The organism is Halomicrobium sp. HArcht1-1, assembly GCF_058933285.1.
This window is the reverse complement of the sequence record NZ_JBZYDL010000001.1, coordinates 2919274-2942004: the sequence shown is the minus strand read 5'-3', so window position 1 is coordinate 2942004 and position 22731 is coordinate 2919274. Positions and strand designations below refer to the sequence as shown.

Sequence of the window (22731 nt, the reverse complement as noted above, 5' to 3'; positions counted from 1 at the left end):
CGCGTCTCGGCGGCCGTGAGACCCTTTTCTGGCGACGCTGTCGGCTGGCACCGTCTACGCGCCCGGAGAAGCCGCGAGGGTCGATCGCTCGCGTCGTCTCTTTCACTGCCCGCGTGCGAGTCGCTACCACCCGTTCTCCGTCCGTTTCGCGCCGACGAAAGAGGAGTCTTAAGTAGCTCCGAGGGATACGCAAGCCTATATGGCGAACGGCAAATACGCCGCACGCAAACTCAAGAAGGACCGCCAGAACCACCGGTGGTCCGACTCTGACTACGCGCGCCGCGAGCGCGGGCTGGGCCAGAAGTCCGACCCGCTCGAAGGTGCGCCCCAGGGTCGAGGGATCGTGCTCGAGAAGATCGGTATCGAAGCGAAACAGCCCAACTCCGCGATCCGGAAGTGTGTTCGGGTCCAGCTGATCAAGAACGGCAAGCAGGTCTCGGCGTTCTGTCCCGGCGACGGTGCGATCTCCTTCATCGACGAACACGACGAAGTGACGATCGCCGGCATCGGTGGCGCGAAGGGTCGTGCCATGGGTGACATCTCTGGAGTCAACTACAAGGTCGAGAAGGTCAACGGCGTCTCGCTCATCGAACTGGTTCGCGGTAACGCGGAGAAGCCGGTGCGATAACATGTCGGCAGACGACGCTCCCGAGCCGGACGCACCTGCCGGCACCGACGACGAGGCCGCCCCCGCACAGCTGTTCGGCGAGTGGGACGTGACCGAGATCGAGTTCTCGGACCCCTCGACCGAGCGCTACGTGACGGTGACGCCGATCGCTCACACGATGGGCCGCCACTCCGAAAAGCAGTTCAAGAAGTCGGAGATCAGCATCGTCGAGCGACTCATCAACCGCCTGATGCAGACCGACGAGAACACGGGCAAAAAGCAGCTGGCGACCACCATCGTCAAGGACGCCTTCGAGACGATCCACGAGCGCACCGAGGAGAACCCGGTGCAGGTGCTCGTCGAGGCCGTCGAGAACAGCGCCCCGCGCGAGGAGACCGTCCGCCTGAAGTACGGTGGCATCTCCGTCCCGAAGGCCGTCGACGTCGCGCCCCAGCGCCGCGTCGACCAGGCGCTGAAGTTCCTCGCCGAAGGCGTCTACGGCGACTCGTTCAAGACGACGACGGACGCCGAGGACGCGCTGGCCCAGCAGCTCATCGGCGCGGCCAACAACGACGTCCAGACCTACGCGGTCAACCAGAAAGAAGAGAAGGAACGCGTCGCGGCCGCAGCCCGGTAATCCTCTCTGCGCGCAGTTTTTTCTGACACGCCCCGTCACGCCGCCAGCCGTGGCTGTTGGACTCGCGGCGGTCGCGATCGTCGGCACGGACGGCCGGCACTGGCGACGCCACCGCCGTGACGGCGTCGTAAACCACGGGGTATATCTCTGTTGACGTAGCAAGCCACGATATGGCACAGCAACACGATTCTGTCGCCCTCGTCGGCGACGAGACGGTCGAGCACTTCGCGACGGCAGTGCTGCTGGCGGCGTTGACGGCGGCGCTGGCACAGGTGTCGATCCCGCTGCCGGGATCGTTGCCACCGTTCTCACTCCAGCCCTTCGGCGCATTCTTCGCCGGCCTCTTGCTGGGGCCGCTGTGGGGCGGGCTGGCACTCGCGCTGTACCTGCTGGTGGGGATCGCTGGCGCTCCCGTCTTCTCGAACTGGAACGCGGGACTTGGCTACGTCCTCGTCGGGCAGGGGACCGGTGGCTTCCTCGTGGGGTTCCTGCTCGGGGCTGTCGTCGCGGGTGGGATCGCCCATCGGCGGACTACGCCTCGGTCGCTGGAGACGATCGGCCTGGCGACCCAGGTGCTCGCGTTGGTGGCCGCGGTCGTCGTCATCTACGCCGTCGGCGTCCCGTGGATGTCCTGGGCTCTCGGACTGTCGGTGCAACGGGCCGCCGCGACCATGGCACCGTACGTTCCCTTCGACCTCCTGAAGGTCGCCGTCGCGATCGCGATCGTACGCGGTGGCTACCTCGTCCGTGAATGATCGCCGTCAGGGGCCTGACCGCTCGTCGGGGTGACGTGGTCGTCCTCGACGACGTCGACCTGACGATCGACGACGGCGAGAGCGTCTTGCTGGTGGGGCCAAACGGCTCCGGCAAGACGACGCTCGTCCGGCAGTTCAACGCCCTGTTGACGCCCGAGGCGGGGACCGTCGAGGTCGACGGCCACGACGCACACGAAGCGCCGGTCACGGCCCGGACGAGCGTCGGCATGGTGTTCCAGCACCCCCGCGACCAGTTCGTCGCCGCCACCGTCGGCGCGGACGTGGCCTTCGGGCCGGAGAACCTCGGTCTCGAACGGTCGGAGATCGACGACCGCGTCGATCGCGCGCTCGCCGCGGTCGGACTCACCGGCGAGCGCCAGAGCCGGATCGCCGACCTCTCTGGCGGGGAGCAGGCCCGGGTGGCAATCGCCGGGGCGCTCGCGATGGAACCCGCCCACCTCGTGCTCGACGAGCCCCTGACCGGCCTCGATCTGGCGGCGCGTCGCTCGGTCCTCGATCACCTCGCGACTCTCTCGAACGGCGAGACCAGCGTCGTCGTCGTCACGCACGACCTGCGGGACCTGACCGAGATCGCCGATCGCATCGTGGCTCTGGTCGACGGCGAGATCGCACTCGACGGGCCGCCCTCGGCGGTGCTCGACGAACTGGATGGCGTCGGCGTCCGTGATCCGCGATGCTGAGCTACCGACCCGGCGAGACGTTCGCCCACCGGCTCGATCCGCGGTCGAAGCTGTGTTTTCAGGCCGGGTTCGCCGTCGCCGCCTTCGCGGACACGACTCTCTCCTGGCTGGCCGGCGTCTACGCGCTGGCCGCGCTCGCACTGCTCGCCGGTCGACTCGATCCCCGGCGAGTCGCCAGGGCCTACTGGGTCGTCTTCCTCGTGCTCGCGCTGGGGCCGGTGATCGCCGGCATCGCGATCGGACCGCCGTGGTTTCGTGTCGAACCGGCGCTGGCCTCGCTTCGGGCCGTCGCCAGAATCCCGCCGGTGCTGGCCGTCAGTGCCGTCTACGTCTACACGACGCCCGTGCGCGCGACCCGTGGTGCCGTCGAACGTCTCGTCCCCGGACGAGCCGGTCAGTTGCTCGGCGTCGGCACGGGACTGGTCGTCAGGTTCTTCCCGCTCGTCGTGTCCGATCTCCGGCGGATCCGGACGGCGATGGTGGCCCGCGGCGGGGCCGACCGGCCGGTGACGGACCGGGCACGACGACTCGCGGTCCAGGGAATCGAGCGGGCGCTGGCTCGCTCCGACCGGCTGGCAGTCGCGCTGCGGGCCCGCTGTTTCGCCTGGAACCCGACCCTACCGGCACTGACGTTCGGTCGGATGGACTATCCGGTCGCCGGGCTCGGTGTCGTGTTGGCGCTGTCGCCGCTGGTTCGTACGGGCTTTTGGAGCGGTTTCCCGGTGATCGTCTACCGCGTGGCGACGATCGCCGGTCAGCATCTCCACTGAACCGTATCAGTCGGCGGCGCTGTCGCCGTTGCTCGCGACCGCGTAGGCCCGAGTCACGTCGACCAGTGCCTTGCGGTACTCGCTCTCGTCGGTGTCGCGAGCCAGCGTGCGGAATCGCCGTTTGAACTCCTCGAAACCGACCTGTGGGGCGTCCTCGGCGGCGGCGTGAGCGAGGTCGTAGATCGGATGCTCCGGGCCGACGAGGTCGTGGCGCTCGACCAGCGCCAGCGCGAAGGCGGCGTTGACGGCGTTGATGTCGGGGTCTGTCGCGGGGGTCAGTCGGTCCCAGGTGCCCCGCTCTCGCGGGGAGTCCGCGACGGCGGCCGCGAGACTCGATTCGAGGAAGGCGACGAGTTTGTCCGCCGGCACCACGTCGAGCCACACGTCGTCGGCGTAGATGTCTTTCATGTGGTTGGCGATCTGGTAGCAGTGTGAGAGGGTGCGTCGCTCGACGCTCTGGCCCGCCAGCGCCAGGTAGATCGCCTCTCGCGTCGACTGGGTGTGTGAGGGGTGAGATTCTTCGTAGCGGTGCATGTGTGCGAACTCGTGCAGCGCCAGCTCGCGGGCCATCGCGCTCGTCGCCGCCTGCCGTGAGATCGTCAGACAGTGGCTCTCCTCGTCGTGGCTCACGCGGGTCCGTTCGTTCGGATCGTCGCGGACGCGGACCGTCACGTCGCCGTCGATCTCGTACTCGGTGGCGAACAGGTCGGCGGCACTGAGAAACGGCGCGGCTGGACCACCCCGAACGTGGACGTCCATGTGTGTTCCTACCACGCGCTCTCTGCGTATGAGGCTGTCGGCTGTCCGAACCTGGCGATCGTCGTCCCAGCACGGATCGACGCCGACGAGCGTCGGCTTCTGTACTCTCCGCCTCGACGGCGGAACACACCGTCTCGGTCTCGTCGTCGCACTCGCTCCCTGGCGGGTTCCGGTCGTCGTGCTCCGAATTGACGCACTCAGACCGAAACAGCACTCTTTTGACGGTGCTGTTGATACTATGCCGTATAATGGGCCGACGTAAGAAAATTGTACAGGAATGCGAGACACTGATGAACACTCCGGAGCACATCCGGAATATCGCTATCGCGGCACACGTCGACCACGGGAAGACGACGCTGACGGACAACCTGCTGGCCGGTGCCGGGATGATCTCGGACGACACCGCAGGCGAGCAGCTCGCGATGGACACCGAAGAGGACGAGCAAGAGCGTGGGATCACCATCGACGCGGCGAACGTCTCGATGACCCACGAGTACGAGGACACCAACCACCTCATCAACCTCATCGACACGCCGGGCCACGTCGACTTCGGCGGTGACGTGACCCGAGCGATGCGCGCCGTCGACGGCGCGCTCGTGGTCGTCGACGCGGTCGAGGGCGCGATGCCCCAGACCGAGACCGTCCTCCGACAGGCACTCCGCGAGGGTGTCAAGCCGACGCTGTTCATCAACAAGGTCGACCGACTCATCTCCGAGCTGCAGGAGGGGCCCGAGGAGATGCAAAAGCGCCTGATGAGCGTCATCGCCGACGTGAACGAGCTCATCCGGGGCATGACCGAGGAGATGGACGACATCGACGAGGACTGGACGGTCTCCGTCGAGGAAGGGACCGTCGGCTTCGGCTCTGCGCTGTACAAGTGGGGCGTCTCCATGCCCTCGATGCAGCGGACCGGGATGGACTTCGGCGAGATCATGGAACTCGAACGCGCCGACAAGCGCCAGGAGCTCCACGAGCGGACGCCGCTGTCGGACGTCGTGCTCGACATGGTCTGTGAGCACTTCCCGAACCCGATCGACGCTCAGCCCCGTCGTATCCCGCGCATCTGGCGTGGCGACGCCGACTCCGAGGTCGCAGAGAGCATGAAGCTCGTCGACGAGGACGGAGAGATCGTCCTGATGGTCACCGACATCGGCGTCGACCCCCACGCGGGCGAGATCGCCGCCGGTCGTGTCTTCTCCGGCACCCTGGAGAAGGGCCAGGAGCTGTACGTCTCCGGGACCGCGGGCAAGAACCGCGTCCAGAGCGTCGGGATCTACATGGGCGGTGAACGCGAGGAAGTGGAGGAAGTGCCGGCCGGCAACATCGCCGCCGTCACCGGCCTCAAGGACGCCATCGCCGGTTCCACCGTCTCCAGCGTCGAGATGACTCCCTTCGAGTCTATCGACCACATCTCCGAGCCGGTCATCACGAAGTCCATCGAGGCCAAGAACATGGACGACCTGCCCAAGCTCATCGAGACGCTCCGACAGGTCTCCAAGGAGGACCCGACCATCCAGATCGAGATCAACGAGGACACCGGCGAGCACCTCATCTCCGGGCAGGGCGAACTCCACCTCGAAGTCCAGACCCAGCGCATCGAGCGCAACCAGGGCATCCCGGTCAACACCGGCGAACCGATCGTCGTCTACCGCGAGGCTCCCCAGCAGGCCTCCCGCGAGGTCGAGGGCATCTCGCCGAACCGCCACAACCGCTTCTACATCAGCGTCGAACCGCTCGAACAGGACATCGTCGACGCCATCAAGCTCGGCGACGCCTCCATGGACATGCCCGAACTGGAGCGCCGTGAAGCGCTGCAGGAAGCCGGCATGGAGAAGGAGACGTCCCAGAACGTCGAGCACATCCACGGGACGAACGTCTTCATCGACGACACGAAGGGGATCCAGCACCTCAACGAGACGATGGAGCTGCTCATCGAGGGCCTCGAAGAGGCGCTCAACGACGGTCCGCTGGCCGCAGAGCCGGTCCAGGGATCGCTCATCCGCCTCCACGACGCCCGCCTCCACGAGGACGCCATCCACCGCGGTCCCGCACAGGTCATCCCGGCCATGCGCGAGGCCGTCCACAACTCCCTGATCGACGCCGAGATCCGCCTCCTGGAGCCGATCCAGAACGTCCGCATCGACGTGCCCAACGAGCACATGGGCGCTGCCTCCGGCGAGATCCAGGGCCGTCGTGGCCGCGTCGACGACATGTACCAGGAAGGCGACCTGATGGTCGTCGAGGGCGTCGCGCCCGTCGACGAGATGATCGGCTTCTCCTCGGACATCCGCTCGGCGACCGAGGGCCGTGCCTCCTGGAACACCGAGAACGCCGGCTTCCAGGTCATGGCCGACAACCTCCAGCCCGACAAGATCGACGAGATCCGCACCCGCAAGGGCATGAAGCTCGAACTGCCCGAGACGATCGACTACTTCTAGGCAAACCACCTCTTTCGGCGTCGGGTCGCCTCCGGCGACCGCTCCTCGAAAAACGCGGTCTCACTGAGTGGTGCGAAGTGACTCGGGAGAGCTGGCTCTCCCGGTGGCGAAAAAAGCCCGACTGCCAGCGAACGATCGCTCGTCAGAGCGCTGATCAGACCGTGAAACCGCGGCCGGACCGCGGGACACCTGTTTCGACAGTCAGTACTCGGACACGCAGAAGGCGTTGCCTTCGGGATCTTCCAGCACCGTCCACTCGGCGGTCGTCCCGTCGTGGTGTTCCGTCTTCGTCTCGCGGACGGTCGCCCCGAGTTCGCAGAGTCGCTCGACGCTCTCGGCTCTGTCTTCGACCGACAGATCGAGGTGGAGCGCCATCCGCCACTTCGTGCCGGACTGCAGTCGCTTGAAGAGGAGAGCAGGGCCCTCGCCGGGGCGGTCGACGAGTGCCGTCTCGGGGACCTCGGTGTCGCGGCGTTCGCCGTCGAGTGCGGCTTCCCAGAACGTCGCCAGTCGCTCCGGTGCGTCACAAGCGAAGGTAATAAACTGAAGCTCTGTCATGCACAGCAATCATTGCGCCGGGGAAAAAAGGCTGTCGACACCGGTATCGATCACCGCTCTCGTTCGGGACGGTGTCGCCGCTCGGGCTCGGTCGACTCCGTCGTCTGTGCCGGACGGCGTGTCGTCGCACAGCCCTCGACGACGAACTTCGCGCCGTCGGCGTCGGGATCGAGCGAGACCGTCCACCCGTGGGCCTCGGCGAGTTGCTGGACGATCGACAGGCCCAGTCCGGTCCCCTCGTCGCCGGTCGTGTAGCCGTGTTCGAAGATCTGCTCGCGTTCGTCCTCGGGGATTCCGGGGCCGTCGTCGGCCACGTAGAAGCCGTCCCCGGTCAGCCCGACCTCGATCGTGACCTCGTCGCCGACGTGGTCGACGGCGTTGCGAAACAGGTTCTCCAGCAGGCGCTGGAGACGTGTCTCGTCGGCCTTGATCGTCCCCTCGCCGCTCCGTTCGAGCGTCGCCGACCGGGTGTCGACGGTCGACCAGGCGGCCGAGACGACCGAATCGAAGTCGACGGCCTCGGTGTCGGTCACCGGGTCGGCGTTGTCGATCAGCGCCAGAATGTCGTCGATGATCGTCGCCATCCGGTCGAGTGACACCTCAACCTTGTCGAGGTAGGTCAGCGCCGCCGCGACGTCGAAGGCCGCGCCGTCGTCGGGATCGACGGCCTCGGTCGCCATCTGGAGGTAGCCAGTCGCGACGTTCAGGGGGTTGCGCAGGTCGTGAGAGACGGTGCTTGCGAACTGGTCGAGCTGGTCGTTCTTGCGTTCGAGCTCCCGCGAGCGGCGTTCGAGCTCCGTCGTCTCGACGAACCGGACGACGTGGCCGATGACCCGCGTCGTCTGCGTGGTGACGTACTCGGTGGAGACGAGGAAGTGCCGCGGCCCCCGCCCTGCGGTCCTGGTCGTGTTCCGGAGCGTGTCCCACTCGGTCGTCTCGGGGTCGATCGTGATGGCGGTCCGTTCTCGGTCGCCGTCCAGCTGCTCGCTCCCGAGTTCGTCGAACCGATCCAGGAACCCCTCCGCACCGTCGAGCGTCCCGAACAGCCCCTCGGCGGCGGCGTTCGTCGTGACGACGGTGCCGTCGGTGTCCAGCAGGACGACGGCGTCGTCGATGTCGTCGAGGATCTCCTCGCGTGCGACGACCTCGATGCGGCGCAGGCCGTGCTCGACCAGCGCCAGCGTCGTCAGGAAGAAGAACCCGGCGTATCCGATCGCCGTGTAGTCGTACTGGTACAGTGCCCCGCCGACGCGAAGCTGGAGGGCGATCACCACGATCGCGACCGAGACCGCGATCGAGAGGACGATCGCCGGCCACCACGCCGGCCGGAACCCCGTCGTCACCGCGTACGCGAGCAGGCCGGCAGCGGCGAGCAACAGGACGGCGTTGACCCCCAGCAGGCCGAACCCGAGGACGCCACGCTCGACGACGACGTGGGTGAACGGGCTCGACACCTGCCGGACGGCGTCGAACACCAGTCCGTGGACGGGGTTGGTCGCGATCGCGATCGCCGCCACGGCGACGAGGCCGCCCATCGCTCGACGTGCCCGGTCGGACCCCACTCGCTCGACACCGGCGTAACGGCCGGCAAAGCGCACGAACAGCACCAGCAGCCCCAGTTCGAGGACCGGGTTCAGCGCGACCAGCACCTCCAGGACCGGCCAGAGCTCGCCGACGAGCCCGTGGGCGACGTCCGAGGCCAGCCGGGCCCCGAGCACGACGAGCGTGAGCGCGAACAGCTTGGCCCCCCTCGTGTGTCGCGTTCGCGTGATCCAGTAGGCCAGCCCGACGGTGACGAGGGCCATCGTGGCAAACAGCAGGAGGTGCTGGGTCTGGAGCGACGGGGCGTAGTCGAACCGCACCTCGGACAGCGCCGTTCCGACTGCTCGGGACAGCCCGCCGCCGGTCATTCGTCGGGCACCTCCGACGGCAGCTCCGTCTCACAGCCGCTGACGACGATCTTCGTCCCCGCCGCGTCGCCGTCGAGTGCGATCTCCCACCCGTGGGCGGCGGCCCGCTGTCGGGCCATCGTGAGCCCGAGACCGGCCGCAGCGTCGCGGGTCGTCACGCCCGCTTCGAACGCGCGGTCTCGGACCGACGAGTCGATACCGGGGCCGTCGTCGGCCACGTAGAACCCGTCGTCGTCGAGGCCGACGCGGACGGTGACCCCTTCGCCGCCGTGCTGGATCGCGTTCCGGACCAGCACGGCGAGGAGTCGATCGAGGTGCTCGCGGTCGGCGCTGATCTTGCCGGTGGCCTCGACCGAGAGGGTAGCCGCCTCCGGATCGAAGCGGTCCCAGACCGACTCGACGATCGCGTCGAACGAGATCGGTTCCGGATCGGTCTGTAACTCTCGGTCGCGAGCCAGTCCGAGGATGTCTTCGACGAGCTGGGCCATCCGGTTCAGCGCCGCGTCGATCGAACCGAGTGCAGTCGTGAGTGCCCGTCGGTCGATCGCCTCGGGCTCGTCGGCGTCCGCCAGCACCGCTCGCACACGCTCCGTCTCCTCGCGTGCCTCGGCCAGCGGGCCGCGCAGATCCTGCGTGACAGCGCCAGCGAACTGATCGAGCTGCTCGTTGCGACGCTCGAGCTGAGACATGTGGCGCTTCAGCGCCGTCACGTCCGCGAACCGGACCGTGTAACCGATCACGTTGCTGGTCTCTGTCGTCACCGCCCGTGCGTTGACGATGAAGTGGCGTCGCTCGGTGTCGGGGGGCTCGCCGTGGGCTTCGGCGCTGCTGTCCGGCTGTGTCCCGTCTGCTCCAGGGTCTGCCGTCTCGGCTCGGTCGGTGGCTTCCGCTGCCGTCTGGCCGTCCGTCCCGTTCGAGTCTCCGTCCGTCGGGTCGTCACTGTCAGTCGGCGGCTCGGCGTCGGTTCCGCGGTCGGTCACCCACCGATCGACCTGCAGGCTCATCTCGCGGGTGACCGTCTGATCGACGGTCGGGCGCGCCAGGGGCTCGGAGAAGACGGCGTCGAACGAGCGCCCGGTCGACAGCTCCGGGACGATCTCTTCGGCGGCCCCGTTCCACTCGACGACCCGCCAGGCGTCGTCGAGGATGACGATCGCGTCGTCGAGGTCGGCCACGATCGAGCGCTGCCCGCTGGGCTTGAGCCGCTGGAAGCCGTAGCCCAGCAGCGAGACGGTCGTTGCCAGGAGGAAGTAGTTGACGCCGGTCGCACTGTAGTCGTAGCCGGTCACCGGTCCCAGTTCCAGCACGTCGAGGACCGCGATGCCGACCGCGACGGCGAGCCCGGTCCCGATGACGGCGACCGGTCGCCAGGCTCCTCGCGGCGAGCCGACGACGAAGGTTCGGGCGACGAGCACGCCCCCGGCAGCGACCAGCCCGGTCGTGAGCGCGAACAGGAGCCAGCCGACCGGACCGACGCTGGCCGTCACGTAGGTGAAGGGGCCGGCTGCGACGGCCGCGTCGGCAAAGACCTGTCCGTGGAGGGGGTTCGTCAGGACGGCGGTGGCTCCGACTGCCCCGAGTACACCGAGAGCCCGTTTCGCGTGTCGGGTCCTGCGCTCGCCGAGGTCGGCGTACTGGACGGCGAAACCGGCAAACAGCACCGCCGTCGCGAACTCAAGCAGGAGGTTGAGCGTCGCGAGCGGGGCTTCGACGCCGACGAAGCCGTCGAGCACGATCTGGGTCAGATCGCTCGTCGCTCGCACGGAGGCGACGACGAGGACGAGCGCGAGCAAGCGCGTCTCGGGTCCCCGACGGGCGACCACGAGCCACAGGGCAAGTCCCCACAGCGACACCGTCAACGGGAGCAGGCCGCCGACGTGCTGGGTCTGTGGCGTCGGCTCGTAGGCCACCAGTTCGCCGGTCCACTCCGGGACGGTAAACTCCGTGGCGTTCGCGGGCGTCGCGGTCTCCGTCGCCGTCCGGGTGCTGTCCGGCGTCGGTGTCGGCGTCGCAGTGTCGTCGTCGGCCGACGACCCGCCCGTATCTGAGTCGCTGTCTGGCGGCGTCTCCCCCGCGGTCGCCGTCGCGGTCGGCGTCGTGGTGTTGGTTGCAGTTGCCGTCGGAGTCGCGGTGTTCGTTGTCGTCGGAGTCGCGGTATCCGTCGCTGTCGGAGTCGCCGTCGCGGCCGGCTGGACGGTCGACGTGGCCGTCGCCGTCTGTGTCGACGCGTATTGTAGATCCACGGTCCGGTGTCCCGCCGGCAACTGGAGGTCGACCGTGTTGTCGGCACCGACGGTTCCGGTCGTCAGTTTCGTCCCGCTGTCGGCGTCGACGGCCTCGACGGTGCGTCCGGCAGAGAGGTCTCCGTCCTCGACCGTGATCTCGGCTGGCGCGCTGGCGTTGTACGCCAGATCGACGCCGCCGGCCGAGCGTGCGTACTGAAACGAGCCGTAGCTCAGGTTCACCAGCGAATCGCGAACGACGACGATCTCACCGGCGTCCGGCGTCACCCGGAGCGGTGCACTGGTGGGTTCGATCGAGCGCAGGCAGACGCCGTCGTCGGTCGCTGCGACGATGCGAAGCGACGCGGTGTCGGTCGCACTGACCGTGACGTTCGGGAACGCGAGCGTGGTGTCGTCGACGAACGGATTGCCGTCCAGCGTCTCGCCGTCGTACACTGCTTCGAGGCCGCTGTCGGTCGCGAAGACGGCCCCCTCGCTCCCCGGCTGGCAGTCGAGGCCGGAGACGCCCGCCGCTCCGGCCGACAGCGGGACGAGTCCACTCCAGACGAGGACCACCGCGACGACCGTCCCGGCGACGACTGCCCGACGAGTGCATGATTCCATGTGATTCGGTCATCCCAGTTGTCGCCGCGGTCGGCGTGGTTCGCCGACGCAGTCGTACGTTCTCTCTGGTCGGCCGTCACGGTCCCGCCGGCTTCGTCGGCGAGAACCCCGACACGACGCCGCGACAGCGTCGATAGTGCTACCAGTGACTACGCGTCCGTTCGGACTTATAAGCATTGGCAGTTGTTATCAATCGAGAGACTACCCTGCAACCGTCCTGCAATGCTCGGACAGCTGTCAGTCTCAGTCACCCTGTTGTACGAGCGCTTCGAGATCGTCCAGTCGCGCCTCCAGTTCGTCGATGCGTTCGTCTCTCCGTTCGAGTTCGTCCGCCAGCTCGTCGACCTGTTCGTCTCGTTCGGCGAGCCGTCCTTCGAGTTCGTCGATGCGTTCGTCTCTCCGTTCGAGTTCGCCCGCCAGCTCGTCGGCCCGGTCCGCGAGTCCCTGGATCGCCGCCAGGGCGACGCCGTCGGCGTTGATGGAGTTGATGTGGCGCTCGCTCTCTCCGAGACCGAAGGCGTCGTCGAACGCCTCGGCGGTCGGACCCATGTGCTCGACTCCGGCGGCCTCGCCGTCGCTGGTCTTGTACTCCCAGGTGGCCACGTCCAGCGAGCGGACGCCGTCGAGGACGCTGTCGGGATCGATCGGCTGGAAGTTCGTCTTCGCCGCTCTGGTCGACGTCGCCGTCCACCCGGTCGACCCGCTCGGAATGTAGGTCGTTCCGGCCCCGTTGACGATGCGGGCACCGTTTTGGGCCCGGACGTGGAACGTGTCGGTTCCGGTCACGCCGGAGCCGTTGTAGTCGGTGTCGGACGCGAAGTCGGCGTCCTGACTGTCTGCCCAGACGAACGCCCCGGCGTCGTTGGCTGCCGCGCGACGGCCGGCCGCAAGCGAGTGACTCCCAGCGGCCGCGTTGCTCTGGCCGCCGGGAACCGCCGCGTACGGTCCCGTTGCGCTGTTGTTCTGCCCGCCGTCGACGGTCGACTGGTCGCCGCCGGCCGTGTTGCTGTTCCCGCCGCCGACCGTCGCGTGCTGGCCCGATGCGGTGTTCGTCGACCCGCCACCGATCGTCCCGTACTGGCTGCGCGCGCTGTTGGAGTAGCCACCCGCGACGGCCGCGTAGTTGCCCGAACTGGTGTTGCCGTTACCGCCACCGACGGCCACGGACTTGGCAGACGCGGTATTGGCCGTTCCGCCGGCGATCGTCGCGTACACGCTCGAAGCGGTGTTGCTGTACCCCCCGCCGATCGTCGCGTGGGCCGCCGTCACCGGATCGCCGTCGTTGCTCCCGACCGTGTTGTTCTGGCCGCCGCTGATCGTCCCGTAGTTGTCGTAGGCGACGTTCTCGTGACTGTTGGTCGGGCTGCCGCCGCCGCCGACCGCGACGCCCGTCGCCCCGTCACCGATCTGGGCGTACTGGCCCAGCAGGACGTTGCCCGCGGCCGTCTCGGTGTTTCCGTCGGTTCCAGTCGGTGTGAACCGGGCGACGCGGGTGGTGCCGACGAAGGCCTCGAACGCCGTCGCCGTCGTGGTGCCGATCCAGGGCGTCACGACCCGCGGATTGCTGACGCCACTCAGATCGATCCCCCTGTACGAGCTGGTCGGTTCGAGGAGATCGTCCGCATCCGGATCGCTCCACACCGACGAGCCGGCCGTCGCGTCGATCGTGACCGCTCCGCTGGCGCTCGACAGCGAGACGTTCGTGCCCCCGACGAGCGATCGGAGCTGCAGGTCGCCGTCGGTCGTCCCGGTGTAGATGTCGGTGCCGGAACCCGTACTCGTCGCGCCGGTCACGTCGGCCGACAGCGAGCCGCTGTCGATCCCCAGCCCCGGCCCCAGCAGTGAACTCACCGCCGTGTTGCTCGTCAGGCCGCCGTGGAGCTGCTGGGCGTAGACGGTCGCGACCGGATCGGTGTCGGTCCCGAGCTGGCCCTGTGGATCAGCCCGTGCCTTCCCGACGGCGTAGCTGCCGACGCCGACGAGTCCCAGCCCCTTCAGTATCGTCCGACGCGTCAGACCGTCTTCACCCTCTGGCTCGTCGTCCGCCGTCGCGACCATCGCCTCCAGTCGTTCGACTCGCCGACGGAGGTCGTCCGTCGTCATCCCGGTGTCTCCGGTAGCCGCCGACTGCGTGGTTTCGATTCGCCTCGGTCTCCTCCCCGCCCGTGATCCCGGACCCGTCTCTCTGTGGTCGTCGTTCGCGCCATCCCTGTGAAGAGTTTCCAAGCAGCATGATGAATGTTCTGGCGAAAGCCTCAAGTGTTCGGTCTGGCACCGGCCGATTCTGGCAGTACTGTCCGTTAAATCGATATCGGGGTCGTCTGTCTCACCGTCGGCACGACCGTTCTTGGGTGATTGGACGCTGGCTGTCGACGGCGAACGGACGGTTTCTTATAGCACGCGGTTCGTGTGCTTGCACAATGAGCGGCAGTATCCAGAAGGAGGTGAGCGGTCGATGAGCGACTCGCAGGACGAGGTTCGAGCCTACACAGTCCGGCTCGAACTGGTCGACGAACCCGGCGAACTGCTCCGGGCGCTCCACCCGATCGCCGACAACGGCGGCAACCTCCTCTCTATCTTCCACGAGCGTGGGAACATGACGCCACGGGGGCACATCCCCGTGGAGGTCGACCTGGAGGCCACGCCCGAGCGATTCGAGGACATCGTCGAGGCCCTCCAGGCGGAGAACTTCAACATCATCCAGGCCGGCGCGGAGCGCTACAGCGAGGCGCTGACGATCGTCCTCTCGGGTCACCTGGTGAACACGGACCTCTCTCACACGCTCTCACACATCCAGGAAGCCACCGAGGCGACGGTCACCGACCTGTCGCTGTCGGCCCCGGAAGGCACCGAAGACGTATCGAGCGCACGACTCCGTCTCGCCACCGAGGCGGGCAACGCCGACAACGCGCTGGCGGCGGTCCGAGAGATCGCCGCCGAGAAGGAACTGACTGTCGTCGAGCCGCTGACGGCGGGTGGTGACGCGTGAAACTCGCAGTCCTCGGTGCCGGTGCGGTGGGCCGATCGGTCGCGGAACTCGCGGGCGATTACGGCCACACCGTGACCGCACTGGCCGACTCCAGTGGGGCGGTCGTCGACGCCGACGGGATCGACGTCGACGCGGCCCTCGCTGCCAAAGAGGCCGACGGGACGGTCGGATCGGCCCGGCCCGAGACCGCTCTCGAAGCGGAGTACGACGCCCTCGTCGAAGCCACGCCGACGACGCTCGGCGACGCCCAGCCCGGCTTCGGTCACGTCGAGGCCGCACTGGAGCGGGACCGTCACGTCGTCCTCGCGAACAAGGGCCCCGTCGCAGAACGGTACGCCGACGTGCGCGCGCTCGAACGCGAGAGCGCGGGCGACGTGCTCTTCGAGGCGACCGTCGGCGGTGCGATGCCCGTCCTGTCGACGATCGACGACTTCGACCCCGAACACATCACCGCGGCGCGGGGCGTCCTCAACGGGACGGCGAACTTCATCCTCTCGCGGATGGCCGCCGAGGGCCTAGGCTACGAACACGTCCTCGCCGAGGCCCAGGATCTCGGCGTCGCCGAGGCCGACCCCACGTTCGACGTCGAGGGCACCGACGCCGCCCTGAAGTGTGTCATCGTCGCGAACGTCCTCGCGGGCGAGCGACGCGAGTACACGCTCGACGACGCCACGGTCGAGGGGATCAGCTCGATCCCCGGCAGCGCCCTCGAACTCGCACAGGAAGACGGCCGCACGATCCGCCTCATCGGCGAGGTCGCCGACGGCGACGTTCGCGTCGGCCCGCGGCTGGTTCCGGAAAACGCCGCGCTCTCCGTCTCCGGGACGCGCAACATCGTCCAGCTCGAAACGGAACACGCCGGACGACTCAACATCTCGGGTCGCGGTGCCGGCGGCCCCGAGACGGCGAGTGCGGTCCTGGCCGACGTCGGGCGACTTCCCGAGTAGCCGACCTCCTCTTTCTCGCCACCCGGTTGGTCGTGTCGCGCGCGCTCTCTGGGCACCTCAGGGGCACCTCTGTCCCCCGATCGGCCCCGATTCCGGTGGTGTGAGCGGGCCGCGAACGGGGCTCGGCCCGTGTCACCGCGTGCCAAATCGCAGGACGGCGTCGGGACGGCCTACGGACGCTTTCGAAATCGTTTTATGAACTACCGCGCAAAGACTCCGATATAGCGCCTCTGCGCGTGAGATACAACAATGAGCGACCGACACCAGAACCTGGCCATCATCGGCCACGTCGACCACGGAAAGAGTACGCTCGTCGGACGACTCCTCTACGAGACAGGGTCCGTCCCCGAGCACGTCATCGAACAGCACAAGGAAGAAGCCGAGGAGAAGGGCAAGGGCGGCTTCGAGTTCGCCTACGTCATGGACAACCTCGCCGAAGAGCGCGAACGCGGTGTCACCATCGACATCGCCCACCAGGAGTTCAGCACGGACGCCTACGACTTCACCATCGTCGACTGTCCTGGTCACCGCGACTTCGTCAAGAACATGATCACCGGCGCGAGCCAGGCCGACAACGCAGTCCTCGTCGTCGCCGCTGACGACGGTGTCGCGCCCCAGACTCGCGAGCACGTCTTCCTGGCACGCACGCTGGGCATCGGCGAGCTCATCGTCGGCGTCAACAAGATGGACCTCGTCGACTACAGCGAGTCCGACTACAACCAGGTCGTCTCCGAGGTCGAGGACCTGCTCAACCAGGTCCGCTTCGGTACCGAGGACGCCAGCTTCATCCCGATCTCCGCGTTCGAAGGCGACAACATCGCCGAGGAGTCGGACAACACCGACTGGTACGACGGCGACATCCTGCTCGAAGCACTCAACGACCTGCCCGAGCCGGAGCCGCCGACGGACGCACCGCTGCGCCTCCCGATCCAGGACGTCTACACGATCGACGGCATCGGTACGGTGCCGGTCGGCCGTGTCGAGACCGGTATCCTGAACGTCGGCGACAACGTCTCCTTCCAGCCCAGCGACGTGGGCGGCGAGGTCAAGACCGTCGAGATGCACCACGAAGAGGTGCCCAAGGCAGAGCCCGGCGACAACGTCGGGTTCAACGTCCGTGGCATCGGCAAGGACGACATCCGCCGCGGTGACGTCTGTGGCCCGGCCGACGACCCGCCGACGGTCGCCGAAACCTTCCAGGCCCAGATCGTCGTCATGCAGCACCCGTCCGTGATCACGGCCGGTTACACCCCGGTCTTCCACGCTCACACCGCACAGGTCGCCTGTACGATCGAGTCCATCGACCAGAAGATCGACCCGTCCTCCGGCGAGGTCGCCGAGGAGAACCCGGACTTCATCCAGAACGGCGACGCCGCGGTCGTCACCATCCGACCCCAGAAGCCCCTCAGCATCGAGCCCTCGGGCGAGATCCCGGAGCTCGGGAGCTTCGCCATCCGCGACATGGGTCAGACCATCGCAGCCGGCAAAGTCCTCGACGTCAACGAGCGATAACGCATGTCCCAACAGGCACGCGTCCGGCTGGCAGGGACCAGCCCCGAAGACCTCGACGACATCTGCGGTGACGTTCGCGAGATCGCGAACAAGACCGGCGTCGAGCTCTCGGGCCCCGTCCCGCTGCCGACCAAGACGCTGGAAGTCCCCACCCGCAAGTCCCCCGACGGCGAAGGGACCGCGACGTGGGAACACTGGGAGATGCGCGTCCACAAGCGACTCATCGACATCGACGCCGACGAACGAGCACTGCGCCAGCTCATGCGGATCCAGGTCCCGAACGACGTCTCCATCGAGATCGTCCTCGAGGACTGAGGACTCGCTCAGCGAGTCCGAAGGTCGAAAGACGGCGTCGCCGCCTTTCGGGACTGAACGCGGCCACGACGCCGCGTCCGCTTCGAACCAGCGTTCGGCGTCCGACACTGTGTGACGGATTCCCGAACGCCACTCTCACGCGCAGGGTTTAAACCGTTCCGCGCGCGAGTGGCCAACGCGGGCTCGTAGATCAGTGGTAGATCGCTTCCTTCGCAAGGAAGAGGCCCCGGGTTCAAATCCCGGCGAGTCCATAACGGCACTTCGTCCTGGCGAACTATCCCGAAAAGCGGCTGCTCTCGCTTCCTGAAGACAGTTTACTCGAAGACTGTCGAGCGTACAAAGTCGATCTCAAATCGAATCCAATACGAAATCGAATCATCCGGGGTGCAGTCCGGCGATTTCGCGAAGGATTCGGCCACTTCTCGAACGGGGGTGATTTGTATTGAGTAACCGACCTGTCTGTTTCTCGACTACCGAACAATCGGAGTGCCAGCACTGTGGGGCACACGTCTCGCGGGACTTTCGGCGGACCTTCGGTGACGAAGAGAACGTCGCCCACCGCTGCCCAGCCTGTGACTCGATGGGACGTATCTGCCGGGGGACGGCTGCCGGGAAGGAACTCGACTATCCCGACCCGGAGGACCAGTCACAGCGGAACCAGGGCAGTCGCGTGGATGCACGCGCCGACGGGGGTGAATCCTTGTGAGCCTTTCTGCGTTCCCCTACCCCGGTGGGAAGACCTTCCACGTTGACGAGATCCTCTCGTACTTCCCTGATCACGAAGTGTACATCGAGCCGTTTGGCGGCTCTGCGTCGATCCTACTGAACAAGTCCCCGAGCCACATCGAAGTCCTGAACGATCTGGACAGCGACGTCGTCCACTTCTATCAGGTACTCCGTCAGAAACGGGCAGAACTGCAGAAATGGCTTGGAACAGTTCCCTTCTCTCGGGAACTGCATGGGCAGTGGGCCAGGGAGTTCTACAACGGGTACCGGCCTGACGACGACGTGGTTCGGGCTGGTCGGTGGTTCTATCTGCGCTACACCCAGTACAGCGCCAAACTCGACGGTATCTCTGGCTTCAAGGCCAGCACGATCCGTAACGAGTCGCGACGTCTCCGGAACGCCACCGAAGCACTCGACGAGGTAGCAAGCCGGCTTCAGCACGTCACCCTCGAATGCCTCGATTACGAGGATCTCTGTGAAAAGTACGACCAGCCGGGTGCACTGGTGTACTTCGATCCGCCGTATGTCGGTCCCGGCGACGAACTTTACACCCACGACGGAGCCTTTGATCACAGCGAGTTGGTCGCGACACTGACCGAACTCGAAGGGAAGTGGATCTGTTCCTATGGCGATCTCCCCGACGAACTCGAGTCTGCGGTCACAGAATTCGGCTGGTCGACTCGCCAGTACCAGATCCACTACAGCATCAACGGTGACCAACGTGAACCGGCCACGGAGCGGCTGGTGATGAACTTCGATCCCGACGAAGCCGTGCCGTTCCGACCGGCCCAGCAAACTGGTCTAGAGTCTTTCGGGGGTGAGTCGCTGTGAAGCACCAGTCGTCGCTGTTCGAGTACGAGGAGGATCTGTCACCGCTTACAGACGCCCAGCGTGAGGTGTACGAAGCCGTCGAGCAGGACGACTACGGCGTACGAGAGTACGCACGCAAGACCGGTCGGTCGGAAGGAACTGTCGGAAATCTGCTTCGGCGGGCTCGCCGACGGCTCAGAGGTGAATCGGAGTGAGCGAGTTCGTCCGAGCATCTCGTCTCTACGACGCCGAGGCAGGCGAGCCTCTCCACTTCGAGTGGGCGACGGTGCAACGCTTCAGTGAGACACACGAGGCCGTCGATCGGTACACAGGGGGCCAGTAATGCCGTCGACAAATCAGAGCGCCAGCGGTCGGACTCGCGAGACCTTCCCCAGTGTTGCCGACGACATCGGCGAAGATCCCGCTCGGTGGCTCGACTGGAGTATTCTCGGCGACAAGAGCCGTGAAAAGCTCGTTCGCACGCGGATCGATTCCATCGACAGTATCGAAGTGATCCGGGCGTGGATCGGCGTCGAGCGTGCCCTGGAGCGTGGTGACGACGGCGGTCCGCGTGAGGCGGTCATCAACGCGCTCGAACAGCGCGAGCGACGGCTCAACGAGATCGGCGAGCGGCCGGAACGCCTACAGCAGCGAGACGACCCTCGCGATCTCGCGCCCGTGGAGTGCTCCTATCCCGATCGCGACGATATTGACGAGGCCAGCGATCGGAGTACGTACAGCTCGACACGCATCTTCGGACCACTTCGGGAGCGATACCCGCATCTGTTCGAAGAGCAGCCCAGCGCCGACGAGAGTGACCAGACGGGTGCTGTCGCGACCGACGGAGGGAGTGGCAAGTGAGTATCGATCCGCTGAAGCCGGCCGGCGACGATCACATTCGCTTCGACGATGTCGCCAGCGGCTACGAGACCACTGCGATGCCCAAGCCTGTCGCCCACGGTGCGGCCATACAGAACGTGCTGGCGGACCTGTCGCCCAGCGACCGCGAGGCCGCGCCGAACGAGCGTGAGACGCTGTACGCCACTGCTGTCGACTACTGGCGGGAGCACATCGCGAACCGCGATGTCGAGCCGTACATCGCCGAGCGCGGCGTCGAAGACCGCTTCGACTGGGTGCCCGACGACGGCCACGAGTACGGGCTCGTCGTCCGGTCGAGCAAGTGGATGGCTGGCACCGAGACCGGCGGCGACTATCGTCCCTACTACCAGCAAGACGTACTACTCCGGCGGATCGTCGACGACGATGACGCCGGCCTGTCGCTCGAACCCGGCCCGGTCTCGCTCCGGGTCGAGATCATGCCTCAGTACCGTGATCTCGTCTACCAGAACTCGCGTGATCCTCTGCAGTGTCCCTACGGCGAAGGCACCCGACTCCAGATGTGGACCACGTGGGCCGAGAAGGCCGAAGAGGTAGAGAGCCGGGCCTACGATGCGCTCCGGGCGGTGTACGGCAGCGACGCCCTGAACGTCGATCGCGACCGCGTCGACGAGTCCCGCCGCATCGCGAAGGCCGAGACGCACATCCGCTTCGATGTCGAGAAGAAACCCCGTGTTGTCGAAGCCCTGGAGAACTCCAAGGACCTGATTGCGTGGGGTGGCCGCTCGGAGATCGAGGCCGGTCAGGAACGTGATCGAGAAGGCTGGAGTGAGGTATCCGTCGAATCCGACCGCTGGGACCTGCTGGGCTTCGACGGCACGGAGTACAGCATTCACACGAAGATCTACCAGGCACAGGACTGGCACAAGCGACCGGAGTCGGATTACTACCGACATCCGAAGTTCGAAGCCGCCTACGCCGGTGTCGATCGGGGCGCGAACCCCCACGTCGACGACTGGGACGACGTGCTGGACCAGCTGCGGACGATCGTCGCCACGCACGCCTACTGGGGTGGGCTGGACCGAGCCGATCACGTCGAAGACGACTACTTCGACGGCGCGTTTGCCGAACAGTTCGAGTTCGAACGGCCGATTGGCCGGCGTGAAATGCTTCGACGACGGTATCAGGATCTCGCCACGGAAGTGTACCGAGAAGCGCTGAAAGAGTCGACTGACGCCGTGTACGATATCCTGAAGATCGTTGCCCGCTCCAACGGCGCGACGTACGATCACCTGGAGCGAGAGACTGGGCTCGCCCGCTCGACGATCCGGTACCACGTTGCCCGACTCGCCGAGAACGGCGTCGTCGCCCGGCGCGGGAATCCGGTGCTCGTCACGTTCGTGAGCAAAGACCTCTGGAAGCGCGCCACGGAGATCCTCGCGAAAGCGAACCCCGACGACACGCAAGAGGATCTCGCCGAACGCGCCCAAGAGCGTCGAGAACGCCGTGAGGAACGCGACGAACGCGACAGCACCGAGGACACTGGCGACGCCGTCGACGACACTGACGGCGACGCCTCGACCCGCTCGGAGTGGCTGTACCTCAACGAGTGGGGGAGCGTCGACGAGCTGATCGGCGAACTGACCTACGGTGATCGGACTGCCTACGACGTGCGTGTTCGCGATCTGAACGAGCCAGCGCCGGGCTGAAGCGGACTCGCGTGCCGGTCGCTGGTCGTGCGGATAGTGACTTCTCTCGCGTTCCAGACTTTCTTACGCGACCTTCGATAACTCATTCTTAGAGGATCGTCTCCAGTACGTCTTCGGCCCGGTCGTTCGGGCCGTCGCGATGGGGTGACCGCCTCGATCGGGGCGAGTTCGCGCCAGTTTTTCGCCGAGCGCCCTGCTCGGGACGATCCCGAATCGCCCGTGAGCGGGCGCTTCTCACCGCGAAAACGGTGGTCTCGCGGGCCGGGCCGTCCGCGCAGGTTGCCGGGTCCCCCTACGGCGGTGCCTGTAGGCAGGGCCACCAAGTGCGGGGCGCGCAGAACGCGCGCCCCTTACCGCACCGCCACCGCGGACAGCGTGCAGTCGGCTGACCGGCGTGTACGCGCTGTTTACCGGGTGCAGGCTGCCACGGGACCCCGACAACCAACCTTGTCAGCAACGTCTACGAGGGGGTGAGATGACCTGTGGCTAAGGCTACTATCCAAAATACACCGCACAGCTTTGCGCGAGTGCTCAAGAGACGCCCCCAAATCTACATACGAGGGAAGCTATTGTCAGGTATGGATTTCAGCGATACGAAAATTCAGCAATATCAGGACATTTTAGATCTTCTCTTGCCAGCAGATGGGACTTCAGTTTCGCAAGCAAAAAATCGAAAAAGAAGCCAGAGGAGAGAAATCAGAACTCGCCCAGTCCATGCGTGACCTGATTGGTTTCGGAGTACTAGAATTAGTGAATACACAACAGTACGCAAGAGTTCGACTTCATCAAGAGTCAGAAACCACAGAGGAGGCAAGCCGCCAGATGGTCTTAACAGATGCCACCCAGTCATCAGGGAGAGGACTATGCTTGGCTTGCATATTGCGTCAAATCAGATGATCCGCGTC

The 22731-nt window shown here is 66.2% G+C and carries 20 protein-coding genes and 1 tRNA gene; 16 read left to right on the top strand and 5 right to left on the bottom strand.

Features of this window, described 5'->3' with window-relative positions; genetic code table 11:
* Positions 1-199: 199 nt before the first annotated feature.
* From AC5FRZ_RS15390 to AC5FRZ_RS15370, 5 genes are all read left to right on the top strand, one after another.
* Positions 200-628, top strand: coding sequence for a 30S ribosomal protein S12 (locus AC5FRZ_RS15390; RefSeq protein WP_012808037.1), 429 nt, complete (start codon positions 200-202; stop codon positions 626-628).
* A 1-nt stretch (position 629) separates the two neighbouring features.
* The gene (locus tag AC5FRZ_RS15385) at positions 630-1244 is read left to right on the top strand and encodes a 30S ribosomal protein S7 (RefSeq protein ID WP_012808036.1); all 615 of its coding nucleotides are present in this window, start codon (positions 630-632) and stop codon (positions 1242-1244) included.
* A gap of 170 nt (positions 1245-1414) precedes the next feature.
* Entirely contained in the window at positions 1415-1999 is a 585-nt protein-coding gene (locus AC5FRZ_RS15380; RefSeq protein WP_208627307.1) for a biotin transporter BioY, read from the top strand.
* Positions 1996-2700, top strand: a complete 705-nt coding sequence (locus AC5FRZ_RS15375; protein ID WP_170092731.1) for an energy-coupling factor ABC transporter ATP-binding protein — start codon at positions 1996-1998, stop codon at positions 2698-2700. Before AC5FRZ_RS15380 ends, AC5FRZ_RS15375 begins: the two co-directional genes overlap by 4 nt.
* Complete coding sequence (locus AC5FRZ_RS15370) at positions 2694-3470, top strand: energy-coupling factor transporter transmembrane component T family protein (protein ID WP_493565022.1); 777 nt, start codon at positions 2694-2696, stop codon at positions 3468-3470. Before AC5FRZ_RS15375 ends, AC5FRZ_RS15370 begins: the two co-directional genes overlap by 7 nt.
* 6 nt (positions 3471-3476) lie before the next feature.
* On the opposite strand, the gene AC5FRZ_RS15365 is transcribed toward AC5FRZ_RS15370, so the two are convergent.
* The gene (locus tag AC5FRZ_RS15365; protein ID WP_170092730.1) at positions 3477-4229 is read right to left on the bottom strand and encodes a DUF5781 family protein; all 753 of its coding nucleotides are present in this window, start codon (positions 4227-4229) and stop codon (positions 3477-3479) included.
* A 248-nt stretch (positions 4230-4477) separates the two neighbouring features.
* Between AC5FRZ_RS15365 and AC5FRZ_RS15360 the strand changes: the two genes are divergently transcribed.
* Entirely contained in the window at positions 4478-6667 is a 2190-nt protein-coding gene (locus AC5FRZ_RS15360) for an elongation factor EF-2 (protein ID WP_170092729.1), read from the top strand.
* Positions 6668-6868: 201 nt separating this feature from the next.
* Here the strand turns inward: AC5FRZ_RS15360 and AC5FRZ_RS15355 are convergent, their stop codons facing one another.
* The 4 genes from AC5FRZ_RS15355 to AC5FRZ_RS15340 form a co-directional block, all read right to left on the bottom strand.
* Positions 6869-7225, bottom strand: a complete 357-nt coding sequence (locus AC5FRZ_RS15355; RefSeq protein WP_170092728.1) for a VOC family protein — start codon at positions 7223-7225, stop codon at positions 6869-6871.
* Positions 7226-7275: 50 nt separating this feature from the next.
* Positions 7276-9135 carry an ATP-binding protein gene (locus AC5FRZ_RS15350; RefSeq protein WP_493565021.1) on the bottom strand — a complete coding sequence of 620 codons (1860 nt, stop codon included), beginning with the start codon at positions 9133-9135 and terminating at the stop codon, positions 7276-7278.
* On the bottom strand, positions 9132-11981 hold the full coding sequence (locus AC5FRZ_RS15345) for an ATP-binding protein (protein WP_493565020.1): 2850 nt from the start codon (positions 11979-11981) through the stop codon (positions 9132-9134). Before AC5FRZ_RS15345 ends, AC5FRZ_RS15350 begins: the two co-directional genes overlap by 4 nt.
* Positions 11982-12224: 243 nt before the next feature.
* Positions 12225-14084 (bottom strand): tail fiber domain-containing protein, encoded by a 1860-nt coding sequence (locus AC5FRZ_RS15340; protein WP_493565019.1) that lies wholly within the window; start codon positions 14082-14084, stop codon positions 12225-12227.
* 352 nt (positions 14085-14436) lie between these two features.
* On the opposite strand from AC5FRZ_RS15340, the gene AC5FRZ_RS15335 reads away from it, so the two are divergent.
* The 10 genes from AC5FRZ_RS15335 to AC5FRZ_RS15290 all read left to right on the top strand — a co-directional run bounded on the left by AC5FRZ_RS15335 (position 14437) and on the right by AC5FRZ_RS15290 (position 21826).
* Positions 14437-14970 carry an amino acid-binding protein gene (locus tag AC5FRZ_RS15335; protein WP_012808026.1) on the top strand — a complete coding sequence of 178 codons (534 nt, stop codon included), beginning with the start codon at positions 14437-14439 and terminating at the stop codon, positions 14968-14970.
* Positions 14967-15917 (top strand): homoserine dehydrogenase, encoded by a 951-nt coding sequence (locus AC5FRZ_RS15330; protein ID WP_170092724.1) that lies wholly within the window; start codon positions 14967-14969, stop codon positions 15915-15917. Before AC5FRZ_RS15335 ends, AC5FRZ_RS15330 begins: the two co-directional genes overlap by 4 nt.
* A 249-nt stretch (positions 15918-16166) precedes the next feature.
* Complete coding sequence (tuf, locus tag AC5FRZ_RS15325) at positions 16167-17429, top strand: translation elongation factor EF-1 subunit alpha (RefSeq protein WP_170092723.1); 1263 nt, start codon at positions 16167-16169, stop codon at positions 17427-17429.
* A 3-nt stretch (positions 17430-17432) separates the two neighbouring features.
* The gene (gene rpsJ, locus AC5FRZ_RS15320) at positions 17433-17744 is read left to right on the top strand and encodes a 30S ribosomal protein S10 (RefSeq protein ID WP_012808023.1); all 312 of its coding nucleotides are present in this window, start codon (positions 17433-17435) and stop codon (positions 17742-17744) included.
* 179 nt (positions 17745-17923) lie between these two features.
* Positions 17924-17995, top strand: a tRNA-Ala gene (locus AC5FRZ_RS15315).
* 191 nt (positions 17996-18186) lie between these two features.
* The gene (locus tag AC5FRZ_RS15310) at positions 18187-18450 is read left to right on the top strand and encodes a DUF7563 family protein (RefSeq protein ID WP_493565018.1); all 264 of its coding nucleotides are present in this window, start codon (positions 18187-18189) and stop codon (positions 18448-18450) included.
* Positions 18447-19301, top strand: a complete 855-nt coding sequence (locus AC5FRZ_RS15305; RefSeq protein ID WP_493565017.1) for a DNA adenine methylase — start codon at positions 18447-18449, stop codon at positions 19299-19301. The genes AC5FRZ_RS15310 and AC5FRZ_RS15305 overlap by 4 nt, the downstream gene beginning before the upstream one ends.
* Positions 19298-19495 carry a sigma factor-like helix-turn-helix DNA-binding protein gene (locus tag AC5FRZ_RS15300; RefSeq protein ID WP_493565016.1) on the top strand — a complete coding sequence of 66 codons (198 nt, stop codon included), beginning with the start codon at positions 19298-19300 and terminating at the stop codon, positions 19493-19495. Before AC5FRZ_RS15305 ends, AC5FRZ_RS15300 begins: the two co-directional genes overlap by 4 nt.
* A gap of 127 nt (positions 19496-19622) precedes the next feature.
* Entirely contained in the window at positions 19623-20141 is a 519-nt protein-coding gene (locus AC5FRZ_RS15295; RefSeq protein WP_493565015.1) for a DUF8129 domain-containing protein, read from the top strand.
* The gene (locus tag AC5FRZ_RS15290) at positions 20138-21826 is read left to right on the top strand and encodes a DUF7845 domain-containing protein (RefSeq protein WP_493565014.1); all 1689 of its coding nucleotides are present in this window, start codon (positions 20138-20140) and stop codon (positions 21824-21826) included. The genes AC5FRZ_RS15295 and AC5FRZ_RS15290 overlap by 4 nt, the downstream gene beginning before the upstream one ends.
* Positions 21827-22731 lie beyond the last annotated feature (905 nt).